At 58.1% G+C, this 15,025-nt stretch carries 14 protein-coding genes; 10 read left to right on the top strand and 4 right to left on the bottom strand.

Translation table 11 applies throughout. The annotated features are described in order from the left end of the window. The first annotated feature begins 18 nt into the window (after nucleotides 1–18). The gene (gene tyrS, locus PTZ19_RS04725; protein ID WP_276352645.1) at nucleotides 19–1,308 is read left to right on the top strand and encodes a tyrosine--tRNA ligase; all 1,290 of its coding nucleotides are present in this window, start codon (nucleotides 19–21) and stop codon (nucleotides 1,306–1,308) included. Between the two features lie 98 nt (nucleotides 1,309–1,406). Here tyrS and rpsD read toward each other — a convergent pair whose 3' ends face one another. Next, complete coding sequence (gene rpsD, locus PTZ19_RS04720; RefSeq protein WP_276352644.1) at nucleotides 1,407–2,006, bottom strand: 30S ribosomal protein S4; 600 nt, start codon at nucleotides 2,004–2,006, stop codon at nucleotides 1,407–1,409. Between the two features lie 347 nt (nucleotides 2,007–2,353). Between rpsD and PTZ19_RS04715 the strand changes: the two genes are divergently transcribed. The 5 genes from PTZ19_RS04715 (at nucleotide 2,354) to PTZ19_RS04695 (ending at nucleotide 7,187) form a co-directional block, all read left to right on the top strand. After that, complete coding sequence (locus PTZ19_RS04715; protein WP_276352643.1) at nucleotides 2,354–4,327, top strand: sensor domain-containing diguanylate cyclase; 1,974 nt, start codon at nucleotides 2,354–2,356, stop codon at nucleotides 4,325–4,327. 153 nt (nucleotides 4,328–4,480) lie between these two features. After that, nucleotides 4,481–5,251: a hypothetical protein gene (locus PTZ19_RS04710; protein WP_276352642.1), complete on the top strand. Its 771-nt coding sequence runs from the start codon at nucleotides 4,481–4,483 to the stop codon at nucleotides 5,249–5,251. Nucleotides 5,252–5,294: 43 nt separating this feature from the next. Then, complete coding sequence (locus tag PTZ19_RS04705; protein ID WP_276352641.1) at nucleotides 5,295–6,410, top strand: aminopeptidase; 1,116 nt, start codon at nucleotides 5,295–5,297, stop codon at nucleotides 6,408–6,410. A gap of 91 nt (nucleotides 6,411–6,501) precedes the next feature. Further along, nucleotides 6,502–6,741 (top strand): HPr family phosphocarrier protein, encoded by a 240-nt coding sequence (locus tag PTZ19_RS04700; protein WP_276352640.1) that lies wholly within the window; start codon nucleotides 6,502–6,504, stop codon nucleotides 6,739–6,741. Between the two features lie 140 nt (nucleotides 6,742–6,881). Then, on the top strand, nucleotides 6,882–7,187 hold the full coding sequence (locus tag PTZ19_RS04695; protein ID WP_276352639.1) for an Fpa/YlaN family protein: 306 nt from the start codon (nucleotides 6,882–6,884) through the stop codon (nucleotides 7,185–7,187). Between the two features lie 37 nt (nucleotides 7,188–7,224). Here PTZ19_RS04695 and cax read toward each other — a convergent pair whose 3' ends face one another. Continuing rightward, nucleotides 7,225–8,283 carry a calcium/proton exchanger gene (cax, locus tag PTZ19_RS04690; protein WP_276352638.1) on the bottom strand — a complete coding sequence of 353 codons (1,059 nt, stop codon included), beginning with the start codon at nucleotides 8,281–8,283 and terminating at the stop codon, nucleotides 7,225–7,227. A 173-nt stretch (nucleotides 8,284–8,456) separates the two neighbouring features. Here cax and PTZ19_RS04685 point away from each other — a divergent pair, with 173 nt between their 5' ends. Next, nucleotides 8,457–8,843, top strand: a complete 387-nt coding sequence (locus PTZ19_RS04685) for an Asp23/Gls24 family envelope stress response protein (protein ID WP_276352637.1) — start codon at nucleotides 8,457–8,459, stop codon at nucleotides 8,841–8,843. Nucleotides 8,844–8,889: 46 nt separating this feature from the next. On the opposite strand, the gene ftsW is transcribed toward PTZ19_RS04685, so the two are convergent. Next, complete coding sequence (ftsW, locus tag PTZ19_RS04680) at nucleotides 8,890–10,071, bottom strand: putative lipid II flippase FtsW (protein ID WP_276352636.1); 1,182 nt, start codon at nucleotides 10,069–10,071, stop codon at nucleotides 8,890–8,892. A 19-nt stretch (nucleotides 10,072–10,090) separates the two neighbouring features. Continuing rightward, the gene (locus PTZ19_RS04675; protein WP_276352635.1) at nucleotides 10,091–10,435 is read right to left on the bottom strand and encodes a YugN family protein; all 345 of its coding nucleotides are present in this window, start codon (nucleotides 10,433–10,435) and stop codon (nucleotides 10,091–10,093) included. Nucleotides 10,436–10,698: 263 nt separating this feature from the next. On the opposite strand from PTZ19_RS04675, the gene PTZ19_RS04670 reads away from it, so the two are divergent. From PTZ19_RS04670 to PTZ19_RS04660, 3 genes are all read left to right on the top strand, one after another. Continuing rightward, nucleotides 10,699–11,862 (top strand): M20 metallopeptidase family protein, encoded by a 1,164-nt coding sequence (locus tag PTZ19_RS04670; RefSeq protein WP_276352634.1) that lies wholly within the window; start codon nucleotides 10,699–10,701, stop codon nucleotides 11,860–11,862. 51 nt (nucleotides 11,863–11,913) lie between these two features. Continuing rightward, entirely contained in the window at nucleotides 11,914–12,351 is a 438-nt protein-coding gene (locus PTZ19_RS04665) for a CBS domain-containing protein (protein WP_276352633.1), read from the top strand. Between the two features lie 200 nt (nucleotides 12,352–12,551). Continuing rightward, the gene (locus PTZ19_RS04660) at nucleotides 12,552–14,996 is read left to right on the top strand and encodes a stalk domain-containing protein (protein ID WP_276352632.1); all 2,445 of its coding nucleotides are present in this window, start codon (nucleotides 12,552–12,554) and stop codon (nucleotides 14,994–14,996) included. The last annotated feature ends 29 nt before the right edge of the window (nucleotides 14,997–15,025 follow it).

Genomic DNA, 15,025 nt, shown 5'->3' with positions numbered 1-15,025 from the left:
AGGAGAGAGGATCCGAAAATGACGACGACGAACCAAGCGATTCCGCAAGACGTGCTGGACGACCTGGAATACCGCGGGCTGCTGTACCAGGTCACGGACCGGGAGGGGCTCAGCGGCAAGCTGCGCTCCGATCGGATCGTGCTCTACTGCGGCTTCGATCCGACGGCGGACAGCCTGCACATCGGAAGTTTGCTCCCCATCTTGACGCTTCGCCGGTTCCAACTGGCCGGCCATATTCCGATCGCGCTGGTGGGGGGAGGCACCGGTCTCATCGGCGACCCGAGCGGACGATCGACCGAACGGTCCTTGAACGGACCCGAGACCGTCGCGGCCTGGACCGACAGCTTGAAAAAGCAGCTTTCCCGGTTCCTGGACTTTGGCGCCTCGCCGAACGCGGCCAAGCTGGTCAGCAACTACGACTGGCTCGCGAAGCTGGACGTCATCGCGTTCCTGCGCGACGTCGGCAAAAACTTCACGGTCAATTACATGCTGGCGAAAGACTCCGTGGACTCGCGGCTCGCGCAAGGCATTTCCTTCACCGAGTTCAGCTACATGATTCTGCAGGCTTACGATTTCCACCGGTTGTACGAAGACCTGGGCTGCTCGCTGCAGATCGGCGGTAGCGACCAATGGGGCAACATTACGGCCGGACTGGATTTGATCGGCAAGCTGGGCGGCGAGCGAGAAGCGTTCGGCATGACGATGCCGCTCGTCACCAAGAGCGACGGCAAGAAGTTCGGCAAGTCCGAGTCGGGCGCCGTCTGGCTGGACCGGAGCAAAACGACCGCTTACCAGTTCTACCAGTTCTGGATCAACACGGACGACGCCGACGTCATCAAGTTCCTGAAGTACTTCACTTTCCTTTCCAAATCCGAAATCGAGGCGCTGGAAGCCGAATTGAAGGCGAACCCGGAGCAGCGGGCCGCCCAGCGGACGCTGGCGCGGGAAGTGACCCGCATCGTGCATGGGCAGGAAGCGGTGGAGACGGCGGAGAAGGTGACGTTATCCCTCTTCTCCGGCGACGTTTCGCAGCTGGGGCAAGAGGAGCTGGTCGAGGCGATGCGCGACATGGCCAGCGCGGAAGTGGAAGAAGCCGAAGAAATCCCGCTGGTGGACCTGCTGGTCGCGTCCGGGCTGGCTCCGTCCAAGCGCCAGGCGCGCCAGGACCTGGAGAGCGGAGCCGTATACGTCAATGGACAGAAGCAGTCGGGCATCGATGCCGTCGTCGGCCGCGACCAGAGGCTGTACGGCAAATACGTGATCCTGCGCCGGGGCAAGAAAAACTACGCCGGCATTACGATCCGCTGACGAAACCGCCGTCTATCCGAATGGATAGGCGGCGGTTTTCCGATAGACGGATAAAGAAAAAAGCACCGTCCGAGGACGGTGCTTGTCGTTGGATGCGATTAACGGGAGTAGAACTCGACGATCTGCTTCTCGTCGATGTCTTGGGACAGCTCGTCGCGGCTCGGCAGACGGACGTACTTGCCTTCCATCGCGTTCGCGTTGAAGTCGAGGTATCCCGGCAGGTGATGGCGGCCTTCCAGCGCTTCCTTGATGGATTTCAGGCCGCGGCTGCGCTCGCGCAGGCCGATCACGTCGCCCGGTTGAACCGTGTACGAAGCGATGTCGACCTTCTTGCCGTTCACGGTCACGTGGCCATGGGAAACGAGCTGGCGCGCGCCGTAGCGGGAGTTGGCCCAGCCCAGACGGTAAACCAGGTTGTCGAGGCGGCTTTCGAGCAGGAACATGAAGTTCTCGCCGGCGATCCCTTTGAGCTTGACGGCACGGTCGAACAGGTTGCGGAATTGCTTTTCGTTCAGGCCGTACATGTGGCGGAGCTTTTGCTTCTCTTGCAGCTGCAAGCCGTAGCCGCTGATCTTGCGGCGTTGGCCGGGACCGTGCTGCCCGGGGGCGAACGGACGTTTCAGTTCTTTGCCGGTTCCGCTCAAGGAAATGCCGAGGCGGCGGCTCAATTTAAATTTCGGACCAGTATAGCGGGACATCGTATGCAGACTCCTTTTTCCAAAAAGGTGATTTTGAAAAATGGGGTTCGGCTAGTGCCGGATTTCGCCTAACCGAATCGAATCGGTTCCGGCAGGGAAGTTCAGCCGCTGCCCGCCGGCGGGAAATCCGTGAGGGTGACACGAGATGAGCCCAATATTCAACTATTGATATTATAGGAGAACGAGGCCTTTTGTCAAGGTCTGTACGGTTTGCCTGAACGGTTTCCAAAGATTCATCCGCAAGTAAGACTAAAGGCCCGGTTTCGAGTCTTCGAAACTAGTGCAAAATTCACGCAATCATTGTATAGTGAAAGGTAGAAGGCGTTGCCCTGGAGGTGATCTGAGGAATGGCGGAAAAACGGCAGTTCGAGATTCCCATACACGAAGTTCCCGGCCATGCTCCGATCGCGTTGGACGAGCTTCCTCCATGGCTCAAACGCCAAGACTTGCTGGACGCGGATTTGCCCTATCTCCACTCCTTGCTCGAGGAAAGCTTCGCGGATTGGGCGGAGCAATCGGAAGACTTCCCTTGGCTCTCGGGTCCGATGATGCTGTACCATGCGGACGGGAGCCGCGCCGGGATACGGCCGGGCACGGAAGAATCCGCTTTCCCGGCCTCCGGGGCCGGCGGCGGACAGCCGCTTCCCCGCGCCGTCGAGGCCGTGCTCCGCACGTGCCGCCCGGCCATGCTCCGGGCCGATCCGGCAGAGACATCCGCCGACCACGCCCTGGATTCCCTGGCCGTTCCCGTTTTCTCCCGGTCTACGGGCATTCTGTGCGCCGTGATGGCCGCCCTGCTTCCCGGCGGATCCGCCCAAGCCGGGGATTTGAAGCTCCTTCAGGCGGCGGCGCTTCATTACCGCAGCTGTCTGTATCGCCGATTCGAATTATTGTTCATCGGCGGCTTGATCCGGGAGCAGAAGTTGACGCGGAAGGAAGAAGCCCGCCGGGACATTCTGTTCGAAGTGCTGCGCAGGCTGAACGACCATATGGAAGTGGAGCAGGTGCTCTCGGAGCTGCTGGCCAGCCTGGAACGGCTGTATCCCGCCTGCCGGGTCGATCTTTTCCTTTCCCAGGACTACAGCAGCACCAATGACAAGGTCAAACCTCTGGCTTTCCATCATCCGGACATGGGGTTATGCAGGCAGGCGTTTCTGTCCGGTTCGCTCCGCGAGCAGCTGACGGACGGTTTCCATCAGCTGGCGGTGCCCTTCGCCGGCAAGCAGGGCGTTTACGGGGTGCTGCGGCTCGGGATGCCCGAGCACAGGTTCGACGATTTGGATTTGCGATTCCTCGAGACGCTGGCCGGTTCCGCGGGCGCGGCGTTCGAAAAAGCGAAGCTGCACGAGCAATCCAACTCCCTCGTCGGGGAGTTGCGTTTGATCAACGAGCTTACCCATCGGCTGAACAGCAGCCTGAAGCTTTCGGATACGATCGAATTCGCGTCCTCGGAACTTCTGAATATTTTCCAAGCGGATTTCTGCACCATTCTTCAGGTAAACCCCTCCAAGAGCGAGTTTACGATTATCTCCTCGAACGTGAAAGAGACGATCGGCGATACTTTCCCGATCGATTACGGTTTCGTCGGGGTCATGTGGGTCACGAAGGAGCCGATCATCCTTTCGGATTACGCCGCGGCCGCTCCGGTACCGTCCAAGCTGATGACCGTTACCCAGTCGAGATCGCTGCTGGCGGCGCCGCTGCTCCTGAACGGCGAAGTCATCGGCGCCGTCATGATTTGCCATCGCGAACCGAACCATTTCTCCTACGACAATTACAAGCTGCTGCAGGTGCTGTCGGCGCATTTGGGGCTTGCCGTTTCCAACGCCAGCCTGCACGCCGAAGTCCGCCGCATGGTCATTACGGACAATTTGACCGGCCTGTTCGCCCGCCACTATTTGAACGAGCGGATCTCCCGCCGGCAGAAGAGGGATACTTCCGGCTCGCTCATCCTGGTGGATATCGACCATTTCAAACGGGTGAACGATACGTTCGGGCATCAGATCGGGGACGAAATCCTTAAACAGGTGAGCGAGATCATCCGGAATGCCATCCGGGACGGCGATATCGCGGCGCGTTGGGGCGGAGAGGAGATCGCGATTTATTTGCCGGAGGTCGGGTACGACCTTACGGGCAAGGTCGCGGAGCGCATCCGGCTTCGCGTGGAGAAGGAAACCGATCCGCAAGTGACCGTGTCGTGTGGCATGTCGGAGTGGCGTTCCACCGACGAGAAGATCAGCGTCGAGTCTTTGTTTTACCGGGCGGACATGGCCTTGTACGAAGCCAAACGCCTCGGACGCAACCGGGTTCAAACCGGTTGAATCGACGATCCCCCGATCAATCGATCCGGGGGATTTTTTTGCGTTCGATCGTTTGAATGGGGGAAGCCGCAAAGGCAACCCGCCTTTCCATGCATTGCATGAAGCCCCTGAACGTTGGTTAGCCTACGGAAATAAAACCGTGGGGGCGATTCCATGCGCTGGCGGATGTCCGACATACTCCGGCCCGGGTGGAGGGCCGGTATCGTCCTGTGTGGTTTGGCCGCGGCCTTGGCGGGCTGCGCGAACGGAAAAAACGGTATTTCCGCCGACAAAGCCTTTGCCTTGTCCGCGTCCGCGCTTTCGGGCAGCGACAGCTACGGGTTGAACGGAGAAGTCTCGATCCTGGATCCGAACGGCGTCGTGGCGGACTATTCCAGCTATAACGGCCAAGTGACCGGACACGGACAGCTCAAGCTGACTTGGACGGGAGGGCGCGCGATCCGGACCCGGGCGGCGGACGGTCCGCCCGCTTATCGGCCGCTCCAGCTGCTCAGCGTGGTCCAGCACGGGAACGCGAAAGTCGGCTACGCGGACGGAGACGCTGAAGGGAAATCGCCGGACGGGACGGTGACCCTTCGCTTGGAGCTGAACCCGGACGCGGCCGGCAAACCGTTCGCGGACGGGCTGCGCGGGGAGATGGCCCAGCTTCGAAGCGCCGTGAAGGCCAAAAAACTCGACGCGGCCCGCCGGACAGAAGCGAATCGCATTTTGGACGACGCCGACCGGGACTTGGAGGCTGCCTTGTCTTCGATAAAGGCGAGTACGGTCATCTTATGGACGGCGGACCGCAAAACCTGGTTTCCCCGGAAGATGTCCGAGCAGTCGGAACTGGTCTATACCTGGAAAGGGAAAACGTACCGGGAAAAAAGAATGTCCGTCACGAATTTCCTCCCGGTCGGGCGAAATGGTACAATAACGGAGTAAAAACGCATACAAACCTAGATAGATGCTCAAGGAGGAAGTTCACATGCGCGATCCGCGTTTGCAGCGTCTGGCCGCCACCTTGGTCGGATATTCGGTCAACGTTCAGCCCGGCGAGAACGTACTGGTTGAAATGATCGGATCGGAAAGGGAATTGCTGAAATGCGTCATCGAGGAGATCGCCCAAAGGGGAGGCCGGCCTTTCGTCGAACTGACGGACCGGTCCGTCGAGCGGAGCCTGCTCCGGAACGCCACGCCGGAAATGGTCGAAACCTGGGCCTCGTACGACATGGAACGGATGAAGCGGATGCAAGGGTACATCGGCATCCGTTCCGGCGAAAACGCGAACGAGCTGTCCGACGTGCCGACCGACAAATATAAGCTGTACGACCGCATGTACCGCCATCCGATCCATACCGAGCGGCGCGTCAAGAAGACGAAATGGGTCGTGCTGCGTTACCCGAACCCGTCGATGGCCCAGTCGGCCCAGATGTCCACGGAGGCGTTCGAGGATTTCTACTTCGACGTCTGCAACCTCGACTACGCCAAAATGAAACGCGCGATGGAACCTCTCGAGGAACTGATGAAGCGTACGGACAAAGTGCGCATCGTCGGGCCGGGCACGGACTTGTCGTTTTCGATCAAAGGCATCGGAGCCAAAAAATGCGCGGGGGATCGCAACATCCCGGACGGAGAAGTATTCTCTTGCCCGGTACGCGATTCCGTGAACGGGACGCTCGCTTACAACACGCCCAGCGTATATAACGGCTTCAAATACGAGAATATCCGGTTCCGCTTCGAGAACGGCAAAATCGTGGAAGCTTCGGCGAACGACACGGACCGGATCAACGCGCTGCTGGACACGGACGAAGGAGCCCGGTACATCGGCGAATTCAGCCTGGGCTTCAATCCCTACATCCTTCACCCCATGATGGACACGCTGTTCGACGAGAAGATCGCCGGGAGCCTGCACTTCACGCCCGGGCAAGCCTACGAGGAAACGGACAATGGCAACCGTTCCGCCGTGCACTGGGATCTGGTGCTCATCCAACGTCCCGAATACGGAGGAGGCGAAATCTACTTCGACGACCGGCTGATCCGCAAAGACGGGTTGTTCGTCGTTCCGGAACTCGAAGCATTGAACCCGGAGGCGCTCAAATAAAGCGAATTTCCCTGGATTCACCCTTGCACGGTTGCCAGTTGGCGGGTATGATGATTTTGAGCAGGTGATACCTAATATTGGAGGGAATCCAATGTCCAACAATGCAGCGATTGTGGAATTGTCCCAAACCGCAAACAAGTTCCGTTCTTCGATCGTGCTCCAAGCCGAGAACAAGTACATCGACGTGAAAAGCATCCTCGGTCTGTTCACGACCCTCGTCGGCGGACATGCTTACGAGCTTCACGTCCACGGTCCGGACGCCGAGGAAGCCAAGTCCGCATTGGCGGAAGTGTTCGCCAAGCATAACCTGAACGTGAAAGTCGTGGACTGATCCCGATGATCATGCCGAACGCCCTTCCGGCCGGAAGGGCGTTTTTTCGATCCCGGGACCCCCGTCCTTGAACATCGGCCGAAATTCGTCTAATATGGAAGAGATAGCGTAGATGGCCGTTTGGCACTGGGGGAGTGAAGATGGCTCAACTTGAAACCGAAACGATCGAATTCCTGAAGCATAAGGCGCTACGCATGCTGCAGGACGATGCCGATAAAATCGAGAAACTGATCGCCATCCAGATGGAGAACTTGACGACCCGGCAATGCCCTTTGTACGAAGAAGTGTTGGACACGCAGATGTACGGCTTCTCCCGGGCGGTCGACTTCGCGGTGCGAACCGGTTTGGTGGAGGAAGGCGCCGGGCGTCTGCTGGTCAATGAGCTGGAACGCAATCTGGCCCTGCTGTACGAGGCTTTGAACCAAAAAAACGAGCAGCTTCCTTAGGAAGCTGCTTCTTTTATTCCGATATCCGGTTTGCGGTTTAAACGAGATAGAAAGCGACGCCGAGAATGCAGTACACGATGATCAGCAGCTTTCCTTCATACCAGGTGGTCGAGCCGTCGCGGGAAATGGAGATGGCGATGAGCGCCGCCACCGCGAGCGCGGCCAGTTCGATCGTGCTGAAAATCAAATTCATGTGTTCCTGGAAGAGCAGGCTGATGAAGACGAGCACCGGCGCCACGAACAACGCGATTTGGAGGCTGCTGCCGACGGCGATCTCGACGGCCGCGCCCATCTTGTTCTTTAGCGCGAGCATGACCGCGGCGCTGTGCTCGGCCGCGTTGCCGATAATGGCGACGACGAACGCCCCGACGAACAGCTCGGACATGCCGAATTTGGCCGTGAACACGTGCAGCGTGCCGACCAGCCATTCGCTGACGAACCCGACCATGACGGTGGCCAGGAGGAGGAACAGGATCGAGACGCCTTTCGACCAAGCGGCTTCTTCTCCGTGGTCCGCCTGGGTGTCGACATGGTCCTCCAGCATGTCCTTATGGGTGAACATGGAGTAAATGAGCCACCCGATATAGGCTAAGATCAGGAAACCCGCAACGATGACGCTGAGCGTCATCGTCTCGGTTTCCGGGAAATGCTCGGTTTTCACGAAAACCGCCGGGATGAACAACGCGATCACGCCGAGCAGCATGAGCGAAGCGTTCTGGCCCGCCAGATGGACGTTGAATTTCTGCTCCTTGAATTTGAGGCCGCCGGCCAAAGCGCTGGCTCCGAGCACCAGCAGCAGGTTGCCGATGATCGCGCCGGTCAGGCTGGCTTTCACGACGTCGAACAGCCCTTCCTTGATCAGGAAGATGGCGATGATGAGTTCCGCGGCGTTGCCGAACGTCGCGTTCAGAAACCCTCCCAGCCGCTGTCCCGCGTAGTGGGCGACCGATTCGGTCGATTTTCCGAGAAAGCCGGCGACGAAAATGATCGCGATCGCGGAAAGCACGAATTCCGGCGTCGGACCCCAATGCAGGTAATGAGCCGCCGCGCTGAGCAGGAACGTCAGGATGAGCAGGGGAAAGAACAGTTTTTTCAAGTTCGGACACCTCAGTTTGCGTATGGGATGGTGCATGTTGCCATCTTTTTTACTATAACGAAAAGAATCGGCCAAGTAAATGCGAACGGACGAAGCGTCGGCCGATTCGGTTGCTTTCACCCGGTGTCTTCCATTACAATGAAATCATCAAAGGTTCGGGGGAGTGGGCCGCCATGACGGAAGAGCTGCTTCAAGAAGGACTTATCCGCATATCCGACGACGTCGTCGCCACCATCGCCGGGCTCGCGGCGTTGGAGACGCCGGGGGTATCCGCCATGTCCGGAGGCATATCGGAAGGGCTCGCCAAACGGCTCAGCGGCCGCAACGCCCAGAAGGGCGTCTCGGTCGAAGTGGGGCAAGTGGAGGCGGCGATCGATCTTCGCATCGTCGTGCAATACGGGATCCCGATTCACGAGGTTTGCCGCCGGCTGCAGGACAACGTGAGGGAAGCCGTCGAGAATATGACGGGACTCCGGGTCGTCGAAGTCAACGTCAAAGTCGAAGGCGTGGCGTTCAAAGACGAAGAGATCGAGGAAATTCAAAAAGACAGAGTCAAATAACGACGAAAGAAGCCGTCCTGCGCGCAGGACGGCTTCTTTGCGATTGTCAGGCGGCTGCGCCCGGCCGGCGTTCCTTCTCTTTGTCGACCCGGTTATACTCCCGCGAAATGCTCAGCAGGATCCCCATTCCGAACAAGGTTACCAGCATGGAAGATCCGCCGTAGCTGATGAACGGCAGCGTGACTCCGGTAACGGGAATGGCCCCGCTGACGCCTCCCATGTTGACCAGGGCTTGGATCGAAATCAGCGAAACGATGCCGACCCCGACCAGCGTGCCGTAAATGTCCGGACAGCGAAGCGAAACGATGAGCGCCCGCCAGAGAAACAGCATATAAAACAACAAGAAAACCGTAGTCCCGATGAACCCCAGCTCTTCGGCGATCACCGCGAAAATGAAATCGTTGTAAGCGTATGGTAAATAGAACAACTTTTGCACGCTGTGGCCCAGGCCGGCCCCGGTCAGGCCTCCGTGTCCGAACGCCATGAGCGATCGGCTGAGGTGGTAGCCGCTGCCCTGCTCATCCGACAGGGGATTGAGGAAGGCGGTAAAACGGGCGCCGCGGTACCCGCCGTCCGTGTCCGGATTGGCGAGCAGGTAGATGCTGAGCCCGAGCAAGCCGACTCCGGCGAGCACGCCCGCCGACAAGAACACGTGCTTGAGGTTGGACCCCCCGGCGACGATGATGACGAACGCGCAGGAGATCAGGATCAGACATGAGCCCAAGTCCGGCTGCAGCATGATCAAGAAAGCGATGAATCCGATCACGATCATGACGGGCAAGAGCCCTCGTTTGAATTCGCGGAATTTCTCGTCCTTCTTGACGATGATCGAAGCCAGGTACAGAATGACCGCCAGCTTGGCGAATTCGGTGGGCTGGATGCCGAACCCCCCGAAACCGAGCCAGCTGCGGGCGCCGTTGATATTATCCGCCACGAACAGCACGAGAACGAGCATGCCGATCGTCAGGAAGAGGAACGGGGCAAACCATTTTTTGAACTTGTGGTAGGGGATGTTCATGAGCGTCAGCATCATGAACGTGCCGATCCCGGCCCACAGCAGCTGCCGCTTGGTGAAATACAACGCGTCGTAGCCGTATTTGGCGGAAACGACGGTCATGCTCGAGCTGGCGCTGAACACCATGACGAGGCCGAAGCCGACCAAGAGCAGCGTCAAGATGAGCAGCAAAAAATCCGGCGTGCCGCGCTGGCCCGTAACCGGGGTTTTCATGGCTTAAACCCCCGGCGGCTCAGGCCAGCAGCTGCTTCAATTCCTGCGCGCGTTGCGTGGCCGCATTCAAAATCGGCTGCGGAATCGGCGATTCGTATTCCATCCCATGGGGGAACGTGGCGCGTCCGATGTATACGTGTTCGACTTCCAGGATCGCGTCCGGCTTTTCGAGCTTGCCCTCGACCGCCCGGGTGCTGATCCGAAGAAAGTAGTCGTTTCCGCTGGCGCGGTCGTGCATTTTCAGATCGTATGTAGCCCGGCGATACTCCCACTGCCACCGCACGAAGCCGAGTTTTTCGGCGGATTCGTCCAAATGGGCAAGGTCGCTGCGCATGCCGTTCAAGCCTGTATTTTCGATGATCATGGGCGTATAGCTCCTCCTTCGGTAGTCCATGCGGGTTCGACGTGCCGCGGCGCTTCCCGGCGGCCGTCTTTTTTGTCCATGTTACCCTTCATCATAGACGGTTTGCCCGGGTTCTGCAACCCTGCGGGAGGCCCGATCTTCGAACGTTATTTGACATTTTCCGGATGGAAAGCGTTAAAGCGGCGATGACTCGAATCCCGGTTTCTGGTACAATATCGGAACAAGGCCCGATTGGCGCAAATCGGCCGGGAGGTGGGCGCAACATGATGGAAAACACGCTGAATTCGCTCTACGGTGACATGGTAGAATGGCGTCGGCGCATGCATCGGCACCCGGAGCTGTCATTTCGGGAGCATGAGACGTCGAAATGGATCGCCGGCCTGCTGGAGTCCTGGGGGCTCGAGGTGAGACGGGGCGTCGCCGGAACAGGCGTCGTCGCCAAGCTCGTCGGAGGCCGGCCGGGACGGAGCGTCGCGCTGAGGGCGGACATCGACGCGCTTCCGATCCAGGACGCCAAGACCTGCGAGTACGCCTCGACCGTTCCGGGCGTCATGCATGCCTGCGGACACGACGGACACACGGCCGAGCTGCTCGGCGTCGCCCGCTATTACAGCCGGCACCGGGAGGAGACGGCAGGGACGCGCGTGTTTCTGTTCCAGCCCGCGGAAGAAGTGCTTCCCGGCGGCGCGGTGAGCATGATCAGGGACGGCGCGCTGGAAGGGACGGACGCGGTGTACGGCGTTCATTTATGGTCGCCGCTGCCGTACGGAACCGTCGCGACGCGGTCGGGACCGTTCATGGCGTGTCCGGACGAGTTCGAGGTGGAAATCAAGGGCAAAGGCGGCCACGCGGGCTTGCCCCACGAGAGCGCCGACGCGTTGGTCGCGGGCGCCGCCCTGGTCACCGCGCTGCAGACGATCGTGTCCCGCAGCGTCAATCCGCTGGAGTCCGCCGTGGTGTCGGTCGGACAGCTGCATGCCGGAACGGCGAACAATGTGATCGCGGAAACGTGCCGGCTCAGCGGAACGATCCGCAGCTTTACCCCCGGAATCCGCGCGCTTGTCCGCAGACGGCTGGAAGAGATCGTCCGCCACGTATGCGGAATGCACGGCGTCGATTTTCGGTACCAATACTTCGAAGGCTATCCTCCGGTCGTCAATGACGAAGCCGAAGCGCTCCGCATGCTGGAGGTTGCCGCCCGGGCGCTGCCGGATTGCCGCGCGGTCCGCAGCGAGCCCATCATGGCGGGTGAAGACTTCTCTTATTATTTGAAGGAAAAGCCCGGTTGTTTCTTCTTCGTCGGAGCGGGCAAAGAAGACGGTTCTTCGGCGCCGCATCACCATCCGATGTTCGATATCGACGAGCGGGCGATGCTGACGGCCGCCCGCCTGCTCGTCGCGGCGGCGGACGATTCCGCGGCGCGGTGACGCATGGAAATCTTCCGTTCCGGCCAAGCTAAACCGGAAAGGAGGGACACCATGCGTAAAATCGCGGATGTCATGTCCAGCGGCTGCATTACGGTGACGCCGAAGGACAATATTTTCGAGGCGGCGGTGGCTATGCGGGACCACGATATCGGATTCGTGCCGGTCGTGGACGGCAACCGTCTGGTCGGGGTGATCACGGACAGGGACTTGGTGATTCGGGGATACGCGGAGAAGCACTCGGGATCGACCTCCGTCACGGAGGTGATGTCCGACGACGTGCTGACCATCTCGTCCAACCTGTCGGTGGACGAAGCGGCCTCCCTGATGGCGGCCAAGCAGATTCGCCGCCTGCCGGTCGTCGACGACGGGGAGCTGAAGGGCGTCGTATCGCTGGGAGACCTCGCGGTCCGGGAGATCTTCGTCTCCGAAGCGGGAGAGGCGCTCAGCGGCATTTCGGAGCACGAGCATCGGGAAACGGCCATTCATTAAGACGAAAACTTCATCGATCCTGCAGGAGAAACCCGTTGGTCCGGCATTTGCCGGAACGGCGGGTTTTTTAATTTCATTCCCTTGCGGCGCAAGGGATTTTTCTTTTAATGGGGAAATTGCACAAATTTGCTTGGATTTTCTCGCAGGTCATCGCGATAATGGTAAATTGGGATCTACGACATTTCATTTGGAGGACATCGATGAACTCGAGGCCGAGATGGATTCGCCGCTGCATCATGCTGCTTTTATGCTTCCATGTTTTTTCGCTCATTTATATCGCGGCCATGCCTGCTGCAGGGGCTGTTTCGGGAGGAACGCCCACACTGCGCAGTGATTTGTACATCAATGGGGAGCGCTATGAAGGAGCGGTGTATAACGCGGAATCGATTTATGTCCCATTGGATTCGATCGTTGCCCGCATGGGGGATTCCCTGGTTTGGATCGAAAAACCTTACTCTGCTCGCGTGAACCAATCCGGCGGAAAATGGATCCAAATCAACGTTGGACGATCCAATGCCATTGTAGGCCATGCAAACGCGCAGGATGAATTGGCGGCGGAAGTGCCGGTATCCGAACAGGTGATCCCGTATGGCTCGGTTTCCGCGCAAGCCAACCCGAAGATCGTATCCAACACCTTATATGTACCGTACGATACGATCGAAAACGTGCTGGGTTACCCCGTCGAGCTGCAAGAGAATGGATTAAAGGCAACCGTATTCGTAGGGAAAATGCCGGATTTGGCCGACATTGCGGCGGAGAAACCGGATTTTGTCCATCAGGATCAATTTTCCCCGAACGAAACCTGGACCGCTTACGACCCGCATCTGGGCGCGGATGCATTGGCGGATTTCATTTATGGCAATCAAGAATATGTTGCCATCGGCGCATATGGGACATACGCCGTGTCCAAGGACGGAAAGCAATGGAACCCACATTCCCGAATCGGCGATTATTATTTATCCGCCATCGTGTGGACCGGATCGCGATATGTCATGTGGGGGTCGCCCGGCAACAACCCCTATGCGAAAGCGGAAGCTTTCTTTTCCTCTGACGGCATGGCGTGGACCCGGCAGCTTACGGACATGCCGTATGGTTTGACGGGCGCGGTATACGCTTTCGATCGGTTTTTCGGAATCAACAACTATGGCCAAGCTTACCTATCCGCAGACGGCATGAAATGGAAGACATTCAGCCGCGCCGCGAATTGGAACGACAACATCGCCGCGTTCCGGTTGGTGAACGGTACGCTTTTCGCCCTTAGCGCTTCGAATCAACCGTTCGTTGCGATTTCGAAGGACGGGCGCAATTGGAAGGAGCAGGCTTTGTCAAGCCCCTTAAGCGAGGTGATTTGGAACGGTAAACAATATATCGGAGTTGGGGACGAAGGCGTGTTCGCTTCACCGGACGGTCTCAAATGGACAAAAACAAGCCAAGTGAAAACCGGTGTCCTGTATGACATCGATTATAACGGCAGCCTTTACGTGGGAATGGGTTATGTTGGGCAGAACGGCAGCAAGCAGCCAATCGTATTTACGTCGAAAGACCTTAAGACGTGGGAACAGCAGGTCATGCCGGGCGGACAGTTGGTCGGAAGGGTGCTGGGAAGCGAAAAAGGCTTCGTTGGCGTTTCTACGCAAGGCAGCTCTCGCAAGGTGGTCTATGGCTACTTCTCCAAGGATGGCAGGACGTGGGGAGTGAATTTCCTCGGAACCCCTGCTGGATTTCGTTCGAAGGCAACCGATGGAAAAAGATACGTGTTCGTAGGGGAGGGCGGGGCTGTTGTCGTAACCGACGATGGAATCCATTATCAGAAATCGGTCGTCGTCACCTCCCAAGGTGCGCCGGACTTTCAGGATGTCATTTGGGACGGCCGGAAATTTGTCGCGACAGGCAGCGGCGGCGTGTATTTGTCCAGCGACGGGTTGAAGTGGAGGTTCGTTCCCATTCAATCGGGTTCCACATCGGAGACGACCTTCGATATTTATTGGAATGGGAAACAACTGGTGGCTTTCGGCCTTTACGGGCGTATCTTCACTTCCCCCGATGGCGAGAAATGGACCAAGATTTATAAGGGAAGAAACGGTTTTACCGGCAATTGGGACATGATGATGTGGGACGGAAAAAAATATATCGCGACATGGGAGGGTCCCTCGAACCAATCGCAAAAGCTGAAGTATAGCCCGGACGGCGTGAATTGGAAGGACGCCGTCATGCCTAAGGGTTTCTTCAAAGGCATGGTAGTGGCCAAAAATTCCAAGGGATATATCGCGGTAGACGGGTATGAACCCGATCGGATTTTGATTTCACAAGACGGGATGACCTGGAAGATGGCCGACAACAACATGCCGGACTGCGAACATTGCTTGACGACCGGGATCGATGTGATTGACGACCAATTTGTTATCTTCTATGGATCCGTCCATGAAGATCTATTCGTTTACTCCGCTGACGGGAAAAACTGGACGGCGAAGCCGCTTGTTAAGTATCCGGATGAAACCACCTATCTGATTGGCGGAGTATCTTATTTGGGAAAAATCAATGGGGCCTATATGTTCAGCGGGGGCAAAGCGATTCGGATCCCGGATATGAATCGAATCGAACCTTATACGCTGCCGTCAAGCCAACTAAGCAAACCGGAATTCTAAATAGCAACCGGGCATTGAAACTTCGGAAT

It is taken from the genome of Cohnella caldifontis, assembly GCF_029360585.1.
Lineage (GTDB): Bacteria > Bacillota > Bacilli > Paenibacillales > Paenibacillaceae > Cohnella > Cohnella caldifontis.
Note: the sequence above shows the minus strand (reverse complement) of the source record. Positions and strands in the feature narration are given on the sequence as shown.

Excerpts from the sequence above, each read along its gene's own strand:
- tyrS (WP_276352645.1), top strand. The coding sequence starts at position 19 with ATGACGACGACGAACCAAGCGATTCCGCAAGACGTGCTGGACGACCTG.
- rpsD (WP_276352644.1), bottom strand. The coding sequence starts at position 2,006 with ATGTCCCGCTATACTGGTCCGAAATTTAAATTGAGCCGCCGCCTCGGC.
- PTZ19_RS04715 (WP_276352643.1), top strand. The coding sequence starts at position 2,354 with ATGGCGGAAAAACGGCAGTTCGAGATTCCCATACACGAAGTTCCCGGC.
- PTZ19_RS04710 (WP_276352642.1), top strand. The coding sequence starts at position 4,481 with ATGCGCTGGCGGATGTCCGACATACTCCGGCCCGGGTGGAGGGCCGGT.
- PTZ19_RS04705 (WP_276352641.1), top strand. The coding sequence starts at position 5,295 with ATGCGCGATCCGCGTTTGCAGCGTCTGGCCGCCACCTTGGTCGGATAT.
- PTZ19_RS04700 (WP_276352640.1), top strand. The coding sequence starts at position 6,502 with ATGTCCAACAATGCAGCGATTGTGGAATTGTCCCAAACCGCAAACAAG.
- PTZ19_RS04695 (WP_276352639.1), top strand. The coding sequence starts at position 6,882 with ATGGCTCAACTTGAAACCGAAACGATCGAATTCCTGAAGCATAAGGCG.
- PTZ19_RS04685 (WP_276352637.1), top strand. The coding sequence starts at position 8,457 with ATGACGGAAGAGCTGCTTCAAGAAGGACTTATCCGCATATCCGACGAC.
- ftsW (WP_276352636.1), bottom strand. The coding sequence starts at position 10,071 with ATGAAAACCCCGGTTACGGGCCAGCGCGGCACGCCGGATTTTTTGCTG.
- PTZ19_RS04675 (WP_276352635.1), bottom strand. The coding sequence starts at position 10,435 with ATGATCATCGAAAATACAGGCTTGAACGGCATGCGCAGCGACCTTGCC.
- PTZ19_RS04670 (WP_276352634.1), top strand. The coding sequence starts at position 10,699 with ATGATGGAAAACACGCTGAATTCGCTCTACGGTGACATGGTAGAATGG.
- PTZ19_RS04665 (WP_276352633.1), top strand. The coding sequence starts at position 11,914 with ATGCGTAAAATCGCGGATGTCATGTCCAGCGGCTGCATTACGGTGACG.
- PTZ19_RS04660 (WP_276352632.1), top strand. The coding sequence starts at position 12,552 with ATGAACTCGAGGCCGAGATGGATTCGCCGCTGCATCATGCTGCTTTTA.